General features: G+C 37.5%; 14 protein-coding genes. All 14 read left to right on the top strand.

What is annotated here, in order from left to right:
- Positions 1–211: 211 nt before the first annotated feature.
- A complete protein-coding gene (locus D8855_RS09200) occupies positions 212–868 on the top strand; it encodes a CBS domain-containing protein (RefSeq protein ID WP_125417071.1) in 657 nt (218 codons plus the stop codon).
- 312 nt (positions 869–1,180) lie between these two features.
- Complete coding sequence (locus D8855_RS09195) at positions 1,181–1,477, top strand: WXG100 family type VII secretion target (protein ID WP_004261570.1); 297 nt, start codon at positions 1,181–1,183, stop codon at positions 1,475–1,477.
- 62 nt (positions 1,478–1,539) lie between these two features.
- Positions 1,540–4,779: a type VII secretion protein EsaA gene (gene esaA, locus D8855_RS09190; RefSeq protein ID WP_049486983.1), complete on the top strand. Its 3,240-nt coding sequence runs from the start codon at positions 1,540–1,542 to the stop codon at positions 4,777–4,779.
- A 1-nt stretch (position 4,780) separates the two neighbouring features.
- Positions 4,781–5,242 (top strand): type VII secretion protein EssA, encoded by a 462-nt coding sequence (gene essA, locus D8855_RS09185; RefSeq protein ID WP_004261567.1) that lies wholly within the window; start codon positions 4,781–4,783, stop codon positions 5,240–5,242.
- 123 nt (positions 5,243–5,365) lie between these two features.
- Positions 5,366–5,608, top strand: a complete 243-nt coding sequence (locus D8855_RS09180; protein WP_042750271.1) for a type VII secretion protein — start codon at positions 5,366–5,368, stop codon at positions 5,606–5,608.
- Positions 5,609–5,622: 14 nt separating this feature from the next.
- Positions 5,623–6,777 carry a type VII secretion protein EssB gene (gene essB, locus D8855_RS09175; RefSeq protein ID WP_042750269.1) on the top strand — a complete coding sequence of 385 codons (1,155 nt, stop codon included), beginning with the start codon at positions 5,623–5,625 and terminating at the stop codon, positions 6,775–6,777.
- 9 nt (positions 6,778–6,786) lie between these two features.
- Positions 6,787–11,163: a type VII secretion protein EssC gene (gene essC / locus D8855_RS09170; protein ID WP_125417069.1), complete on the top strand. Its 4,377-nt coding sequence runs from the start codon at positions 6,787–6,789 to the stop codon at positions 11,161–11,163.
- Between the two features lie 11 nt (positions 11,164–11,174).
- The gene (locus D8855_RS09165) at positions 11,175–11,504 is read left to right on the top strand and encodes a DUF4176 domain-containing protein (RefSeq protein ID WP_049486988.1); all 330 of its coding nucleotides are present in this window, start codon (positions 11,175–11,177) and stop codon (positions 11,502–11,504) included.
- Positions 11,505–11,507: 3 nt separating this feature from the next.
- Positions 11,508–11,942 (top strand): YwqH-like family protein, encoded by a 435-nt coding sequence (locus tag D8855_RS09160; protein WP_125417067.1) that lies wholly within the window; start codon positions 11,508–11,510, stop codon positions 11,940–11,942.
- 4 nt (positions 11,943–11,946) lie between these two features.
- Complete coding sequence (locus tag D8855_RS09155) at positions 11,947–12,231, top strand: TIGR04197 family type VII secretion effector (protein WP_125417065.1); 285 nt, start codon at positions 11,947–11,949, stop codon at positions 12,229–12,231.
- Between the two features lie 9 nt (positions 12,232–12,240).
- Complete coding sequence (locus D8855_RS11000) at positions 12,241–14,448, top strand: T7SS effector LXG polymorphic toxin (RefSeq protein WP_260467391.1); 2,208 nt, start codon at positions 12,241–12,243, stop codon at positions 14,446–14,448.
- On the top strand, positions 14,435–14,785 hold the full coding sequence (locus D8855_RS09130; RefSeq protein WP_125417063.1) for a hypothetical protein: 351 nt from the start codon (positions 14,435–14,437) through the stop codon (positions 14,783–14,785). Before D8855_RS11000 ends, D8855_RS09130 begins: the two co-directional genes overlap by 14 nt.
- Positions 14,786–14,804: 19 nt before the next feature.
- Entirely contained in the window at positions 14,805–15,155 is a 351-nt protein-coding gene (locus tag D8855_RS09125) for a hypothetical protein (RefSeq protein ID WP_049488048.1), read from the top strand.
- Between the two features lie 272 nt (positions 15,156–15,427).
- Positions 15,428–16,229, top strand: an 802-nt coding sequence (locus D8855_RS09120; protein ID WP_221762850.1) for a T7SS effector LXG polymorphic toxin, incomplete at its 3' end; no start/stop codon positions are given.

The following is a 16,229-nucleotide window of genomic DNA, read 5'->3' as shown; positions in this document are numbered from 1 at the left end:
AGCAATTCTCATCTGCACTGGAAGGTTAGCTTCTAATCATTGAAATGGAACAGAATGAAGTGTGTCTACCCTTCATTCACAGAGCTCGATTTCAGAGCTCTTTTTGCTAGCTTATTCATACTTTTCTGAATTTTGAAAAAGAAATGTAAGCGTTTGATAGATTTACAAAAAGATTGTATAATAGGGATAAGAACAGAAAAGGAGAAGTCTCATGGCAGTTAAAGATTTTATGACCCGTAAGGTAGTGTATATTAGTCCAGATACAACAGTATCTCATGCAGCAGATTTGATGAGAGAGCAAGGGTTGCATCGCTTGCCTGTTATCGAAAATGATCAATTAGTTGGTTTGGTAACTGAAGGAACCATTGCGCAAGCTAGTCCATCCAAAGCAACCAGTCTTTCTATCTATGAGATGAACTATCTTCTAAATAAGACAAAAGTAAAAGATGTGATGATTCGCGAAGTTGTCACTGTTTCAGGCTATGCGAGTCTAGAGGATGCAACTTATCTGATGTTGAAAAATAAGATTGGTATTCTTCCTGTAGTAGATAACCATCAAGTCTATGGGGTTATTACGGACCGTGATGTTTTCCAAGCCTTTCTTGAAATTGCTGGTTATGGTGAGGAAGGGATTCGTGTACGCTTTGTTACGGAAAATGAAGTTGGTGTACTCGGAAAGATTGTTTCTTTGATTGTAGAAGAAAATTTGAATATCTCGCATACAGTCAATATTCCGCGTAAGGATGGTAAGGTGATTATCGAAGTTCAAATCGATGGATCAATTTATTTACCAGCCTTGAAAGAAAAATTTGAATCAGAGAATATTCAAGTAGAAGAGATTACTCGTACTTCAGCAAAAGTCTTGTAAGAAAGGAAGCCGAAAGGCTTCTTTTTACGTGTAATAAGGGATTAGAGCAAAAGATGGAAAGAAATGAATGAAAATCTGAAATATTACCTTTTGATTTAGAGTAAAGGTAATTTAAAATTTAAAGATTTTTAAATTTTCTAAATATTGACAGAAGTAATAAATCGAAAAAATTATGCTGTATTTTATAAGTAACTATTTATTGTATTCTATATGACTTTAATTATGGATTAATACTATAAATTTTTTTCCAAAAATCCTTGATTCATATATGAAATAATGTTATAATAAAACAAAAAACATAGGAGTAAAAATATGTCAGGACAAATTCGTGTATCTCCAGAAACCCTCCAATCACGTGCACGTGAATATGGAAAAGCTGCAAACGATATCAGAGTTATTTTGAGCAATCTTCAACGCTTGCAAGATACCTTGCGTTCGGAATGGGAAGGTGCTGCGTTCCAAGGCTTTGATCAACAATTCTCTGAATTGAAACCAAAGGTTGAAAACTTTGCTGATTTAATGCAACAAATCAATACACAACTTGATAAGACTGCTCAAGCGATGCAACAAAATGACCAAGACTTATCTAGAAACTTTGGTCTTCAATAATCTAAAGTTGAGGTTGAGGAGAAATCCTCAACTTTTTTACTATATTTAATTAAGGAGAAAATGTGAGAAAGAAAGTTTTATTTAGCTTAGGGATGCTACTGTTATTTGTGACAATGATAGTATCCTTCTTTGCAATTGTAAAACCAACACCTATCAGCCGAACGAACTCAGATTCCTCGGTGCAACAAGCCCCTATTAAAGTAGCTATTGTTAATGAAGATACGGGTAAGGTATATAATGGACAACCGATTAACATTGCGAATACTTTAGTAAATTCGTTCATAGCTAAAAATAATTACAAAGTGGAAGTTGTTTCTAGGTCAATCGCTGAAAGCGGTCTAAAAAATGAGACTTATCAGTTGATGATAGTCTTGCCAAGTAAATTTTCAGAAGAAGCTTTAGCAATCGAATCAACTTCCCCTGTTCAGGCGAAGTTTCAATATCAAATTCAATCAAGTGACCAACTGACTGTCAAACAGGCTGAACAAGCTGTAGTAGCTTTCAAAGAGCTCTTTAATAAGGATTTGATTAATATTTATTTCACTAGTATTATCGGGAATTTGAAAACAGCACAAGGCCAGGTTGCAGATGTAGTTACAAATGAACATGAGTCACTGACTTCTTTTAATAATAAGTTAGTGGATCCTCTTGCTCAATATGGTCAACAGTTTAATGGGTTGGGTTCATCACCGAATAATCTCTTATCATCGTATTCGTCATTTAACAAGACCCTGTTAAATACAAATGATGCCTTTAAATCAATTGATTCTGTTAATAAGACATATGAGGAAACAATAAATGGAATAGATAAGCAACAAAAAAAATGGGATAATTCCTTGAATACTAGAGAACAGGCTTTGTCCAACTATGATAAAGACTTTTCCAAATTATCAGTTGAGAAACAATTATCTCAATTGGCTGCTATAAACACTCAATTTAATAATAATTTTTCAGAGCCAGCTATTTGGAAAGAAACCACTGATAAGGCTTCTTCCTATAACAAAGATATCGCAAAACTTCTAGAAAGTTTGAAGAAGAATAATAAGGAAATTGATGATACCTTATCAAATTATGATACAAAGATTAGAGAAGCAGTAGAGTCTTCCTTGGCTAAAAACCCATCAGCGGTAGATGGAGCTAATAAAACTCTTGGAAGTTATATCAAGTCGTTAAATACTAGTATGCAAAATCAAATTACTAGTAAATGGCCAAGTGTATACTACGATGATACAACTATAAATAATCTCTCTTTGTCAGATACTGATAAACAACATTTGAAAAATATTAGTGCTTTTATACGGTGGTATAGTAAGAAGATAGGGAAAGATTTGCCAACTTTGCAATCTACAACACTTGAAAATGAAGAATTCTCTCAGTTAAAGAATGACATTAAGTCTAAGAGCACAACAAAACGTGAGCTAACTTTACCTTCGTTTGAAGGAAAAATTTCAAAATTAAAGATAACAGTACCAAGCGGATACTATCTTAAAGAATCAAATTTTGGATTTTCTGATCTTGGAGGAGGTAGTTATCAGGTATCTTTCCCTGGTGAAGTATCTCCAGGTATGACTATTTCATACACACTAGGAATCAAGAATGAAAATGATCTCAATGTCTTGTCACCTGTGCTTGTTAAGTATCAATTAGATACGACAGAAGATGTAAAAGTTATAAAGGAAGATGCCCCTTATGTAGAAAAAGATAAAATAGAGAATGAGACAGTTCATGCTGCGCCTGTTAGTCCAGCTACTTCTGTAGCTTCAGGTTCCTCTACGCCTGATGTGCAGAAACCAACAGAAATTATTACAATTACGAAGACCATCACGACTACTAAGATAAATCAAACAGAAAAAAAAGTTTTGAATCGTCATTATGAGATGCAAGACATTATTTCTAACTGGGAGTACAATCCTACCAAGCTAACTCAAGCGGTTTATAAAGATGTTGAGGCGTATCTACAGTTATCAGGACTTGTTACTGCGTATTACGGCTTAGATTTATCTAAAAATACGTACACAGACACTACGTTTGTTCCAGCAGAAGGTTCTCTTGCTGCCTTAGCAAATAATGATGACCTCAAGACCATTGTGACCAATCTAATCAAAGCAACTACAGTAGAAGCTCTAAAATCAGATTTGAAGATTTCTGATAAAAAATTGACGGATATTCAGTCACGATTAGCCAATGCTGAGAAATTAACATCTAACATCGAACAGCTGAGAACAACAACCAATGATCTAATAACTCAGTTAAGACAGTTAATTGAACAGACCAAATTAGTGGATACAACGATTAAAGGTAAACCTAGTTTTGTTGCAACAGAAAAAGTAGATAATACTAGTATGGTTAATGTTAGTATGGATATGAACAGGGACCTAGGTACACTGATTTCAGCTAGTAAAACCTTGATGGACAATACAAAAGCAAACCAAGCTGTTTCTGAGACGATACAAGCTACTATGACTCAGTTGACGAATGATGTTAATACATTGGAAAAAGACGGAAAATCATTAAGTGCACGCGTTTCTGAATTGAAAAATATCATGTCTAGTGAATATGGTTCAAACGAAGAATTCCTTAAAAACTTTTCTACTGTTTTGAGCAATACTAGAACGGGTAATACGAAAAATGATGCAGTCTATGAATATTTGTCAAATCCTGTTGATGCTTCTAAAATTGGGAATGTTGTATCAGCTGCGACCAATAGACCGTCACAGACGAATCGTCAAGATGAGAGATCAGGACTCCTTGTTATCTTAATCAGCTATCTTGTTAGCTTGGTTGTTGCCTATCTTTTCCAACATGCAGATAAAGAAGAATTGCAAAGATTAATCAGTTTGAAGGACCGTTTGTCATGGAGAAATTCTTCTGGACCAATGTTCTTCCTAAGTGTGATTTCAGTAGCTGTTGGTTCTATAATTGCGATTGTTTCTGGAGTTAAACTTGCTTTCTCTGTAGGTCAATTGAGCTGGTTTGTAATGCTTCTTGTCTTGGTGAGTCTAATGATGACATATAGTCTGAATATCCTTCTTGATAAACTAAAAAGTCTTGGATTTTTGATAAGCATAAGTCTATTACTGCTTTATATCATTTCAGCAACTCAATTATTTGATGAATATTATGTGAATCCAGCTCCTATTTTAACAACTCTTTCTCCGTTAACATATCTTGAAGGTGTAGTGAGATCATTCATTAATCAGCAAAACGGAGTTGTTCAGTCAGTAATGGTAATTGTTGTTCTAACAATTGCTTTGGGACTTGTAAATATTTTCTTGTATCGCCAAGTTAAGGATAGCAAGTAATATGAAAAAAAATATTGTCTTTATCTTTCTATTGTTTTCAATTTTTACAAAAGGTAGTGTTGCTTTTGCAAACGATGGATCTTTGCAAATAGATACGTCTTTAGATAAGAATACCAAGAAAACAGAGATTCAGTACTTTGAACAGGAGAGTAATTTGACAAAGTTATTTCATCCTGAGACATATAAATTGATTGATACAACTAAAAAATTGGATAAAGAAAAGTATCAATTAGTTAAAACAAACTTATTTAGCACTAAAGTGGAATCGGAGAATATCGTTAATGAGTATCAGTCTGCTTTATTTACCAATCAGATTCAAATCAACCACAGTGATAAAAAGACTGTTTCACTTAAAAATGTAAAGTCTCCTGTTTCTTGGACTGCAATTTTATTGTTTATACTAGGGATGATTGTCACAATTTACTCGCTCTTTTATAAAAAGTTACATATAGCTAAACAATAAAGTCGATAGAAAAATACATAAAGGGAGATACAAAATGTATCTCTTTTTATAAATAGAAAGTTCTTTAATATTCATGTTTTGCGTGATATAATAGGCATAGCATAATAGATTTAGGAGTTTTATATGGAAGAGTACATTAATATTAGTCTGGATTGTTCGCCTTTTTTATCTAAAATATTAGATTTAAGGGTCCCTACTGAGTTAACGATTAAAGAATTGATACAAATCGTCTCAGATGCTTATGGTATTGGAATTAAGGTAATGAATCCAAGTGTAAGAAATCAACAGTCAGGAGAAATTCTTGCTAGTACGAGCAGTCTAGTATTAGTGAAAGACGGAGTTTTATTAAACCTGGAAAGAATATAGTAAGGGAGTCAGGTATGGAAGTTCAAAAAATTGAATTAGTAGTTGGAGATATCAAGGGAAATCGTGAAATAGCTTATGCTTTATTAACAGCAATACAACCTTATTTTGTGAATCAAAATGTTATTGAGGAAGAAGGTAAACTAACGATTGAAAGTCTATTGACTGATGAATATTATTCTTGGGATAAGCTGACTACGATGATTGAGGAAGAAAAATTACGTCATCTGATCAATGTTGGTCAATTATTTAACTCGCTGAAGGATTCAATTTATACTTATGAATTATCACCTAGTAATTTAGTGTTTTCACGAAATGGGAACCCTCTATTCATTTTTCGTGGTGTTAAAGGGCAAGTGCCTCCCTATGATGCATTGAAGCTAGAGGCGTTTACAGTTAACTTTAAAGCTATGATAGTATCTCTATTAGATAAAAAGGTAAGTTATGAAAAATTAGTGGAGGGACAGTCGCCATTTTATAAAGGAAAACTGTTTTGTGAGACCATCATGAAGTCTGAAAATTTGGATGAAATCTTAGCCTTACTACTAGAAAAATACTTAGAAGAAAAGGAACAAAATAAAGAAAAATTTTCACGTGTTCCTAATAAACTTGTTTCGCGGTTGAAGTGGACTACCATTATTGCATCATTTATTGGAGTGCTATCAATTGTTGGAGTGTTTTACTTTGCATTGTTCGCTATGCCTAATCAACAAATGATTTCAGGTTTACGTTTGGCTTTTGTAAACCAAGATTATTCTTCGGTTGTATCTACTGTTAAAAATACAGATTCTAAATCACTTAGTCAAGATGATGCTTATATGGTGGCTTATTCCGTCATTAAAACAGAGCCTTTAACAGAAACGCAAAAGACAGAGCTATCCAAAATATCAACTCAATCAAGTACAGACTATCTTCGTTACTGGGTTTTAATTGGGCAGTCGAAAGTTGATGAAGCTATAGATATTGCAAGTTACTTAGATGACCCACAATTATTGATGTATGGTCTTACCAAAAAGGTTGATGAAGTTCAGAGAAACCCTAACCTCACATCTGAACAACGTACTGAGCAACTAAACAATTATAAGAGTAAATTGGAAGAATTGAAGAAAAACTACCTAACACCAGAGACGAATAAGTCGAATACGACTTCAACTTCAACAGAGTCAAGATAGGAGTGGTCTATGAATTATTTATTTTTTGAAGACAATGTTTATCCACTCTATACAGGGAATACCTATCAACTGGGGCCTTCTATAGCTTCTAATATCTATCTTCCTATTCTTGAAAATGTGGTGTTGGAAGTCAAGGAAACGGGAGTTGAACTGCTCGGAGAGACTTATTCTTATGGGTATCATTTGGTTTCCATAGCTGAAGATATAAGTGTATCCTTATTGATTATTAAAAACACCGAGTATTACCTTCTTCCCGAAAAAATACTATATTTATCAGATAAGAAAGAAGCGACTATTCGCTTAGTTGATTTTCCTATAGAAATCATTTTGAGCTTTGATGGGACAAATAAGACGATTTATAGTGCTAGTCCATATTATCTTAATGGTGAAAGAAGAAAAGGGACGCAAAATATTCAAGATATGGACCAACTTGTTTTTGAACAAGGTCTAGCTTTATCCGTTCAAAAACAAATCTTATCGATTCATTCACTATTTTCTATTGAGACGAGCTTACTGCCTTTTTCTGAAGTAATGGTCGAGGATCGTTCAAAAGAATTTCATCGCTCTCCACGGATTATTCTGAGAGAACCCGAGGATACAGTAACGATTGCTTCGGCACCAACAGATGATGAAGGCAACAAACAATCGTTACTAAGATTGATTATTACCCCTTTGGCGATGATTGTCTTTACGATACTAACGATTTACTTCACACGTAGTGGTGGCATGATGTTCATGATGATGGGGATGTCTGTCATTACTATTGGGACTTCCATTCATACTTATTTTTCTGATAAAAAATCACATAAGGAACTTCAAGAACAGAAAATTGTTGAGTATATGAAATACTTGGAAACCAAGTATTCACAATTAGCTAACTTACGTAAAGAACAAGTTAAGGCTTTGGTGTATCATTTCCCTGGCATGGATCAGATTTTAGAAATGGTAGAAAAAACGGATAGACGTATTTACGAAAAGACACTTTATCATTTTGATTTTCTGTCTTATCGTTTGGGTTTGGGTGAAGTTAATTCTAGTTTTTCTATTGAGTATTCAGATTCTGAATTAACAAAATATAATGTAGCTGCTAACCAAAAAATTCAAGAACTACTTTCCTACTATCGTGTGACTAAGCAGGTACCTATTACACATACATTAACAAATCCTACGGGCTATATCGGAACACGGCAAATAGTGATTGAACAAGTTCAACAGATGATGATGCAATTAGCGACTTTCCAAAGTTACCATGATTTACAGTTTATTCCAATTTTCCGAGAGGAAGAGTTTGAGTTATGGAATTGGAGCCGATGGTTACCTCATACGAAAATAAAAGCACTAAATAGCCGTGGTTTTGTTTACAATCAACGTACTCGAGATCAACTATTAACGTCGCTCTATCAAGTTATTAAAGATAGAAAGTTAGATAGTGAGCAGGATAAAGGGAAAGAAAAGCAATACAGCCCTCATTATATTCTCTTTCTTACAGATTTAAGTCTGATGTTGGATCACAACATTATGGAGTACATCAATGAAGATTTATCCCATTTAGGAATTCATTATGTATTCGTAGAAGAAGTACTTGAGAGTCTACCAGAACACGTTAAGACAGTTGTTGACTATCGAGGAGATAAAAAAGGTACAGTATTACTTCAGGATGGCAATTATACAAATAAAGAAATTACGCCTCTTCCTCCTGTAAGTTTATCGGAAAAGGAAAATTTTGCGAGAAATCTTGCGGGTATTCATCATGTTCAAACTTTGCGTAATTCGATTCCGAATAGTATTACCTTCCTAGAGATGTATGGAGTCAATAAGGTAGAGGAACTAGAACTTTTAAAACGATGGCAAGACAATGAAACTTTCCAAACAATGGCTGTTCCTCTAGGAGTTCGAGGTAGAGATGATATTCTTTATCTAAACATCCATGAGAAGGCGCATGGACCTCATGGATTGATTGCTGGTACGACGGGATCAGGGAAGTCTGAGCTTATTCAGTCCTACATTCTATCTTTAGCTGTGAACTACCATCCGTATGAGGTTGCTTTCCTCTTGATTGACTATAAAGGTGGAGGGATGGCTAATCTCTTTGCAGACCTACCTCATGTTGTTGGTACGATTACAAACTTGGATGGCAACCAGGCCAATCGAGCTCTGGTATCTATCAAAGCTGAACTTAAGAAGCGTCAGCGTATTTTTGCAGAAAATGATGTCAATCATATCAACCAGTACATGAAACTCTTCAAAGAAGGGAAGGTCAAAGAACCATTACCACATCTATTAATCATTAGTGATGAGTTTGCAGAGTTGAAGGCGAATCAACCTGATTTCATGGACGAATTGGTCTCTACGGCTCGTATTGGTCGATCATTGGGGGTTAAATTAATTTTAGCAACCCAAAAACCTAGTGGGGTTGTCAACGATCAAATTTGGTCGAACTCTAAGTTTAAAATAGCTCTTAAAGTACAGGATGCTGCAGATTCTAGAGAAGTAATCAAAACATCTGATGCCGCAGAAATCACCCAGACAGGTAGAGCCTATCTTCAAGTCGGAAACAATGAAATCTATGAGCTATTCCAAAGCGCTTGGTCAGGTGCGGATTATAATCCAGAAGGACGAAATCATGTTCAAAAAAACACAACTGTGTATGAGATTACAAGTAATGGTCAATACAATGCCATTAATAAAGATTTGAGTGGTTTAGTCAATAAAAAAGAAGCAAAGGCTGTTCCAACAGAATTAGACGCCATTGTAGAAAAAGCCCGTGAAGTCTTTGATGGTCTTCATATTCATCAGGTAGCCAGTCCTTGGTTGCCACCACTTGAAGAGAAGATATATGCTAAAGATACACAATCGACTAACTACAAGGATTATTGGGGACGTTCAGAGGCATTGCAACCTATTTTAATTGGTTATCAAGATATTCCAGAAAGACAGGAACAATCTCCCCTTTACTTCAATATGGAACAAAGAGGCCATATTTTGTTGGTTTCTAGTCCGGGATTCGGTAAGTCCACTTTTCTACAGAACTTTGCGATGGATGTGATTCGTAAGCACACACCAGAACAGGTCCATTTCTACCTCTATGATTTTGGTACCAGTGGCTTAATCTCTATTTCAGATTTTCCTCATGTTGCAGATTATTTCACCTTGGATGAAACTGAGAAAATCATGAAATCCCTTCGATTCTTGAATAGAGAGATAAAAACTCGGAAACATGCTCTTTCGCAAGCAAGAGCCACAAATCTAAGGCAATACAATCAGTTGTCAGATGAGAGTTTTCCAACTATTTTCATAGAGATAGATGGTTTTGATAGTGTAATGGATGCCCCATTTGTCGATGCCTTTTATGATACTTTAAATGTCATTTCTCGAGATGGTGCCTCTCTAGGAATCTATCTGGTTGTGACACTTTCTCGTCTCAATGCGATGCGTCTACAGCTACAATCGAACTTTAAGACCAAGATTTCTCTCTTCTTATTTGATACCAGTGACTTATCAGGTGTAGTAGGACGTTCAAATATTCCACTCGATGAAATTAAAGGCCGTGCCATAGCTAAATTGGATGATATTGTCCAATTCCAAGTGATGTTGCCATACAGCAGTGAACATTATACGGACTACATAAAGGAAGTTCGTGCAGAACAAGAAGCAATGGCTATAGCATACGATGGCCCACTTCCTACAGGTATCCCAATGTTACCAGAAAAGGTAACCAAAGAGGTGATGTCAGAAATCTTAGAAAGCAGTCAAGACTTTATCTTGGGACTCGAAAGAGAAGCCGTTGTTCCAGCAACCTTTAGTTTTGAACGCCCTCTTCTTATAGCCTCAGACAGTCCTGCTTTTGTAACGAATTACTATAAATTACTAGAATATCACCTAAACCGTTTATCAGGAGTGTATAATACTGTTATTTTAGATCCTAGTCAGCGTATTAACAATCAGTTCTTTGATGGTATTCAACGATTTAATACTTCTTTAGAGGTTGATAATGTCATGAAGACGATATTAGAAGACTTTAAGAAACGGGTTGCGTCTCCGAGTCAGGACTATCCAAAATGGTTAATTTTGATACCTGATATTGCTGCGACGGCTATGGCGGCTGGAGTGAGTGAACTGGACTTCAAGCAACTCCTTAGTGAAGGAGCTCAGTATGGAGTAACCTTGCTCTTTATAGGCGCCTACCAAGATCTAGTAGCGAACAATTACGATAATTTTGTCAAACTAGTTAATCAGCTAGTAGAACAAGTCTTTCTCGGTGTACGTATCAGTGATCAAGATCATACTCGCTATCCTTACATCACAAATGAGCCGGCACTGAAACCGAACCAGGGTTATATTCTTTATCCAGATCATTATGAATCCGTTCAATTATTAGAAATTTAGAGAGGTTATTTATGTCAGATACTAAATTATTACCACTAGGCAGTGTTATTGTTTTAAAGGGAAGTACTAAAAAGATGCTCATCATTGCTCGTGTGATTGCAGCACCCGTCAAAGGAGATCTCTACCGTTTTGATTACGGAGCCTGTCTCTATCCCGAAGGAATGGTAGGAGATAGCCTTATCTACTTTAATCATGAAGATGTTTTTAAGGTTGTTCAAGAGGGCTATAGCGATGATGATAATGAGCTTATGTTGGAACATATTGCTTCGGTTGTCTCTACAACAGATATTCCTAAAGGGAATGTTGCTGAGTTGAATGAAGTAAATGAACTAGGAGGCTAATACATGGGGCAAATAGACTATGATCAAATCTATTATCTTCAAGGTAGAGTGAATGCCTACTCCGCCAGCATCTCCTCTGCCCAATCACGGATTACTTCCATCGATGAAAAATTGGAACGTCTTCGTACGGCCAAGAAATCTGTAGGGAAAATCCAACAAAATGTTCACAATATCAAGTATCCCATCATGCACCGAAATATTCAGCCAGAATGGCAAGGCAAACAAAAAGATGATTTCACCAAGCAGTGGGAAACCTTCTCTAGTGACTACACGAGTTTTCAAACGGAGATGAATACCTTCTATGATGCCATCTGTGATGAAATCACTAGGTTGGAAAATCAAAAGAACGAAGAACATGGCATTATTGGTTGGTGCCAAAGTCAGATTAACAATCTGGGAAATTTCATCGAGAAGTTACTACATACGAAGGAGGGGTAAGGTCATGTATGGAACGATTCAATTATCTGAGGTTCTGTTTAACGCGCACATCAGTAGTTTGACCAAGGCTCAGGCTAGTTTGGCTGGAGTGAGTAAGCCAAACTTCAACACGACATCGGAATCCAAGGTGCTCGATTTGTATCAGGAACAATTCAATGAGCTCTATCAGTTGATGACGAGCTATACGTCCTTATTGGGAACAGACATCGCCTTGATGTCCGCTACAGGAAAAGAGTTGGCCCGTACAGATACAGTATTGGGACAAACACTGTTTTCTGGCTTGCAGTAGGGAGGTTCTATGAGTTACAAGATAAAATTTGATGATATTACCTCTGTTCAAGTGGAAAGTCAAAAGACGATAAATGCTTGGGGAGAGGCCATCGCTAGTCTAAATAAGGCAATGAGCGACTTCATCAACAATCAAAATCTCCAAGGTCAGGCCGTCTCGAGTATGCGCAATTACCTAGTAGAGGTGCATGGGACTCTTCTTCAAACTCTGGTCAACCTGATGAATGACTACTCAACTAACCTCCTACTGTACAAGGATGGTTACTACCAGATTGATTCAAGCAATCATGCAAAGTTACCAGGTCAGGTGTTTACAACCCTTCATAGTGATTTAAAGAGTTCACGGGACAATCTAAAGAGTGAGATTGAGCTCTTGAACACGACCAAGGACAAGATTTCAGACTTGGTGAGCTATTCAGGAAGCAGTCATACCAGTACGGTCATGAACTATAACTTTCTCATGAATCAGGTCAAGAACTTGGACAACTCGATCATTCAGTATGAAAGTAACCATGCAAGTCAGGATTTGGTTGCCTTTAAGGAACTCTTGTCGGCGACCAAGACCTTGATAGCAGAACATGCAGGGAAGACACGGACTGTAGGGACTTATCAGTCGGGTGATTTCGCTAAACTCCAGTCTGTCCAACGCTTTGCGATAGCCTACCAACAGGCAACCAAGCAGATGGAGAGTCGTGTTGAGCGCGTGCAAGCAGCCCAGGAGAGGGACAAGGTTCGTTTTGAGGCCTTGGCTGCGGAGGATCGAGCCAAGAACGGTTGGAAAGACCTAGCAATTGGTGTGGTGACTGTTGCGATTGGTGCTTTAGCGATTTGGGCAACTATGGGGGCAGCGACACCCTTGGTTGTTGGGGCTGGCTTAACCGCAGGAATTGGAACAGCGGCTTATGGGGCGTCTAATGCAGGGGAAGGGATTCATAACATCCAACTTGGGAATGCAGGGGATGTCCATACGAAATCCTATAATCGCATCCGAGATACCCTTTTCATGGGGAATGACAAGCTGTATCATGATGTTGGGAATGTCTTTGTGACAGCGAGTGCCATCATGATTCCCATAGGGCAGACTCAGAGCGTTGTCAAGGGCTTGACCCAGTTTGCGATAGGGGAAGCAGGTGCCTATACAGCAGGTCAGGTTGCCTATCACGGGACCAAGCTCCTAGGTGGTAGTGAGGAAGACGCCCAAACCGCAAACTTTATCGGGAATATCGTAGGAGGTTATGTGGTCTCCTCAGCAGCTAGCAAGTTTAGTCTCAATAAGGTGAAAGTAGAGGTCGAAGCACCGAAGTATAACCGAGAGCAGATTCTGAAGAATCTGAAAGAAAGTAAACTTGCGAGGGAATCCAGTAACTTTGACCAGTATCTGGCGAAGGAGAAACTCCAACTAGGCTTAAACAAATCCCCATTAGTTAGTCGGGAACTTCCGAAGTTGAAAGGTGTCCACGATGTCGAAGCACCGAAGTATAACCGAGAGCAGATTCTGAAGAATCTGGAAGAAAGTAAACTTGCGAGGGAATCCAGTAACTTTGACCAATATCTGGCGAAGGAGAAACTCCAACAAGGCTTAAACAAATCCCCATTAGTTAGTCGGGAACTTCCGAAGTTGAAAGGTGTCCACAATGTCGAAACACCGAAGTATAACAAAGAACAAATCCTGAAAAATATAGAAGAAAGTAGACTTGCGAGGGAGAGTTCGAAGTTTAAACAGTATGTAGCGAAGGAAAAATCTATAATTGATAGTTGGAATCGGAATACTTCCAAATCTCCAATAAAAAATATGCCACTGGAAGAGTATGAAATGTATCGGACGAAGAGTGTAATCAACCCTGACTCGGATACAATGACATTAGGTAAATATGAGCCTACAATTAGACCTGACGGGACTCAAGATTGGAGTACACCTGGTCCAAATTCATACATCAGCAAGGCTGGCGATACTACTTACTTCAGTTTAGGGGATGATTGGGATAAATTGACGAAAGCATATAACTTAGACAGCCGTGGAGAACAAATGTTTGAAGCATTTAATAAACCAGCATTGGATGATGCAGTTGCGCAAGGCAAGACCATTCGATTTTCTCATGATCCGGAACTTCCTCAGTATGAAGACTCAGCTATAAGATGGGAATGGGATTATTTGCAAGAACAACATGGATACACAGGGCCATTTAAGATAGGAGAATTTTGGTATGCAATTAAATGAAACAGGGACTATGGCGGTACAAACAAGTAGAATAATTAGAAATGTATTTGGTGATAGAATGTATGGTTCTGGAATTTATGATGTTATTGACGAACCAAATCATCATACTTTCAAACTGAAGTTCCGCGTCTATAATTTTGCCGGGGTAAAATTTCAGTACGAGAATGATTTCTTTGAAATTTATCTGTTTTTAAACGGAGAGGAAGGGTTATTACTTTCTAAGCCGAACAGTCGTTATAGCGAAATAAGCGATTGGGATGCATATTTAAAAGAAATCATATTAGAAATCGAGTCGTATATCCCAGAGAAATATCTAAAAGCCAAGGGTTGGCGATAAAAAAGAAGGAGGTATTGGTATGGCTCAAGAAAGTATGGAAGCTATAAAACAAGAAGTAATTGAACGGATTCAGCGTTCCTTTGGAGATAGAGCCTCTGAAGTAACTATTTGTGAGTTGGTCGATGTCCCAAATCATCATATATTACGCCTCGTATTCAGGGCATATGACTACTATTGGGTTCAATTTAATTACGATAATGATTTATGCGGATTCTCTATTGTTTTGAATGATGAATTTGGAGCATCGCTTGAAAGCAAAATGCGTAGTTATATGGGAACAAAGGATTGGGATAACTACTTAAAAGAAATCATGGCAGAGATTGAACTACGCATTCCCGATGAGTTCTTAAAAGCTAAGGGTTGGTTGTAAAATCTGTTTAAACTATAGTTTTACAACAGGCAAGTTCGCCTTTCTATGATAGAATAAATGAGGCAAGAGTTTACCAATAAACCATTGGTAAACTCTTACTTTAAATAGAATTCTCTTTAAAACAATTCAATGAGCTCTATCAGTTGATGACGAGCTATACGTCCTTATTGGGAACAGACATCGCCTTGATGTCCGCTACAGGAAAAGAGTTGGCCCGTACAGATACAGTATTGGGACAAACAATGTTTTCTGGCTTGCAGTAGGGAGGTTCTATGAGTTACAAGATAAAATTTGATGATATTACCTCTGTTCAAGTGGAAAGTCAAAAGACGATGAATGCTTGGGAAGAGGCCATCGCTAATCTAAATAAGGCTATGAGCGACTTCATCAACAATCAAAATCTCCAAGGTCAGGCCATCTCGAGTATGCGCAGTTACCTAGTAGAGGTGCATGGGACTCTCCTTCAAACTCTGGTCAACCTGATGAATGACTACTCAACTAACCTCCTACTGTACAAGGATGGCTACTACCAGATTGATTCAAGCAATCATGCAAAGTTACCGGGTCAGGTGTTTACAACCCTTCATAGTGATTTAAAGAGTTCACGTGACAATCTAAAGAGTGAGATTGAGCTCTTGAACACGACCAAGGACAAGATTTCAGACTTGGTGAGCTATTCAGGAAGTAGTCATACCAGTACGGTCATGAACTATAACTTTCTCATGAATCAGGTCAAAAACTTGGACAACTCGATCATCCAGTATGAAAGTAATCATGCGAGTCAGGATTTGGTTGCCTTTAAGGAACTCTTGTCGGCGACCAAGGCCTTGATCGCAGAACATGCAGGGAAGACACGGACTGTAGGGACTTATCAGTCGGGTGATTTCGCCAAACTCCAGTCTGTCCAACGCTTTGCGATGGCCTACCAACAGGCGACCAAGCAGATGGAGAGTCGTGTTGAACGCGTACAAGCTGCTCAGGAGAGAGACAAGGCTCGTTTTGAGGCCTTGGCTGCGGAGGATCGAGCCAAGAACGGTTGGAAAGACCTGGCAATTGGTGTAGTGACCGTTGCGA

The sequence above is a fragment of the Streptococcus mitis genome (assembly GCF_003942685.1).
Classification (GTDB): domain Bacteria; phylum Bacillota; class Bacilli; order Lactobacillales; family Streptococcaceae; genus Streptococcus; species Streptococcus mitis_CD.
Note: the sequence above shows the minus strand (reverse complement) of the source record. Positions and strands in the feature narration are given on the sequence as shown.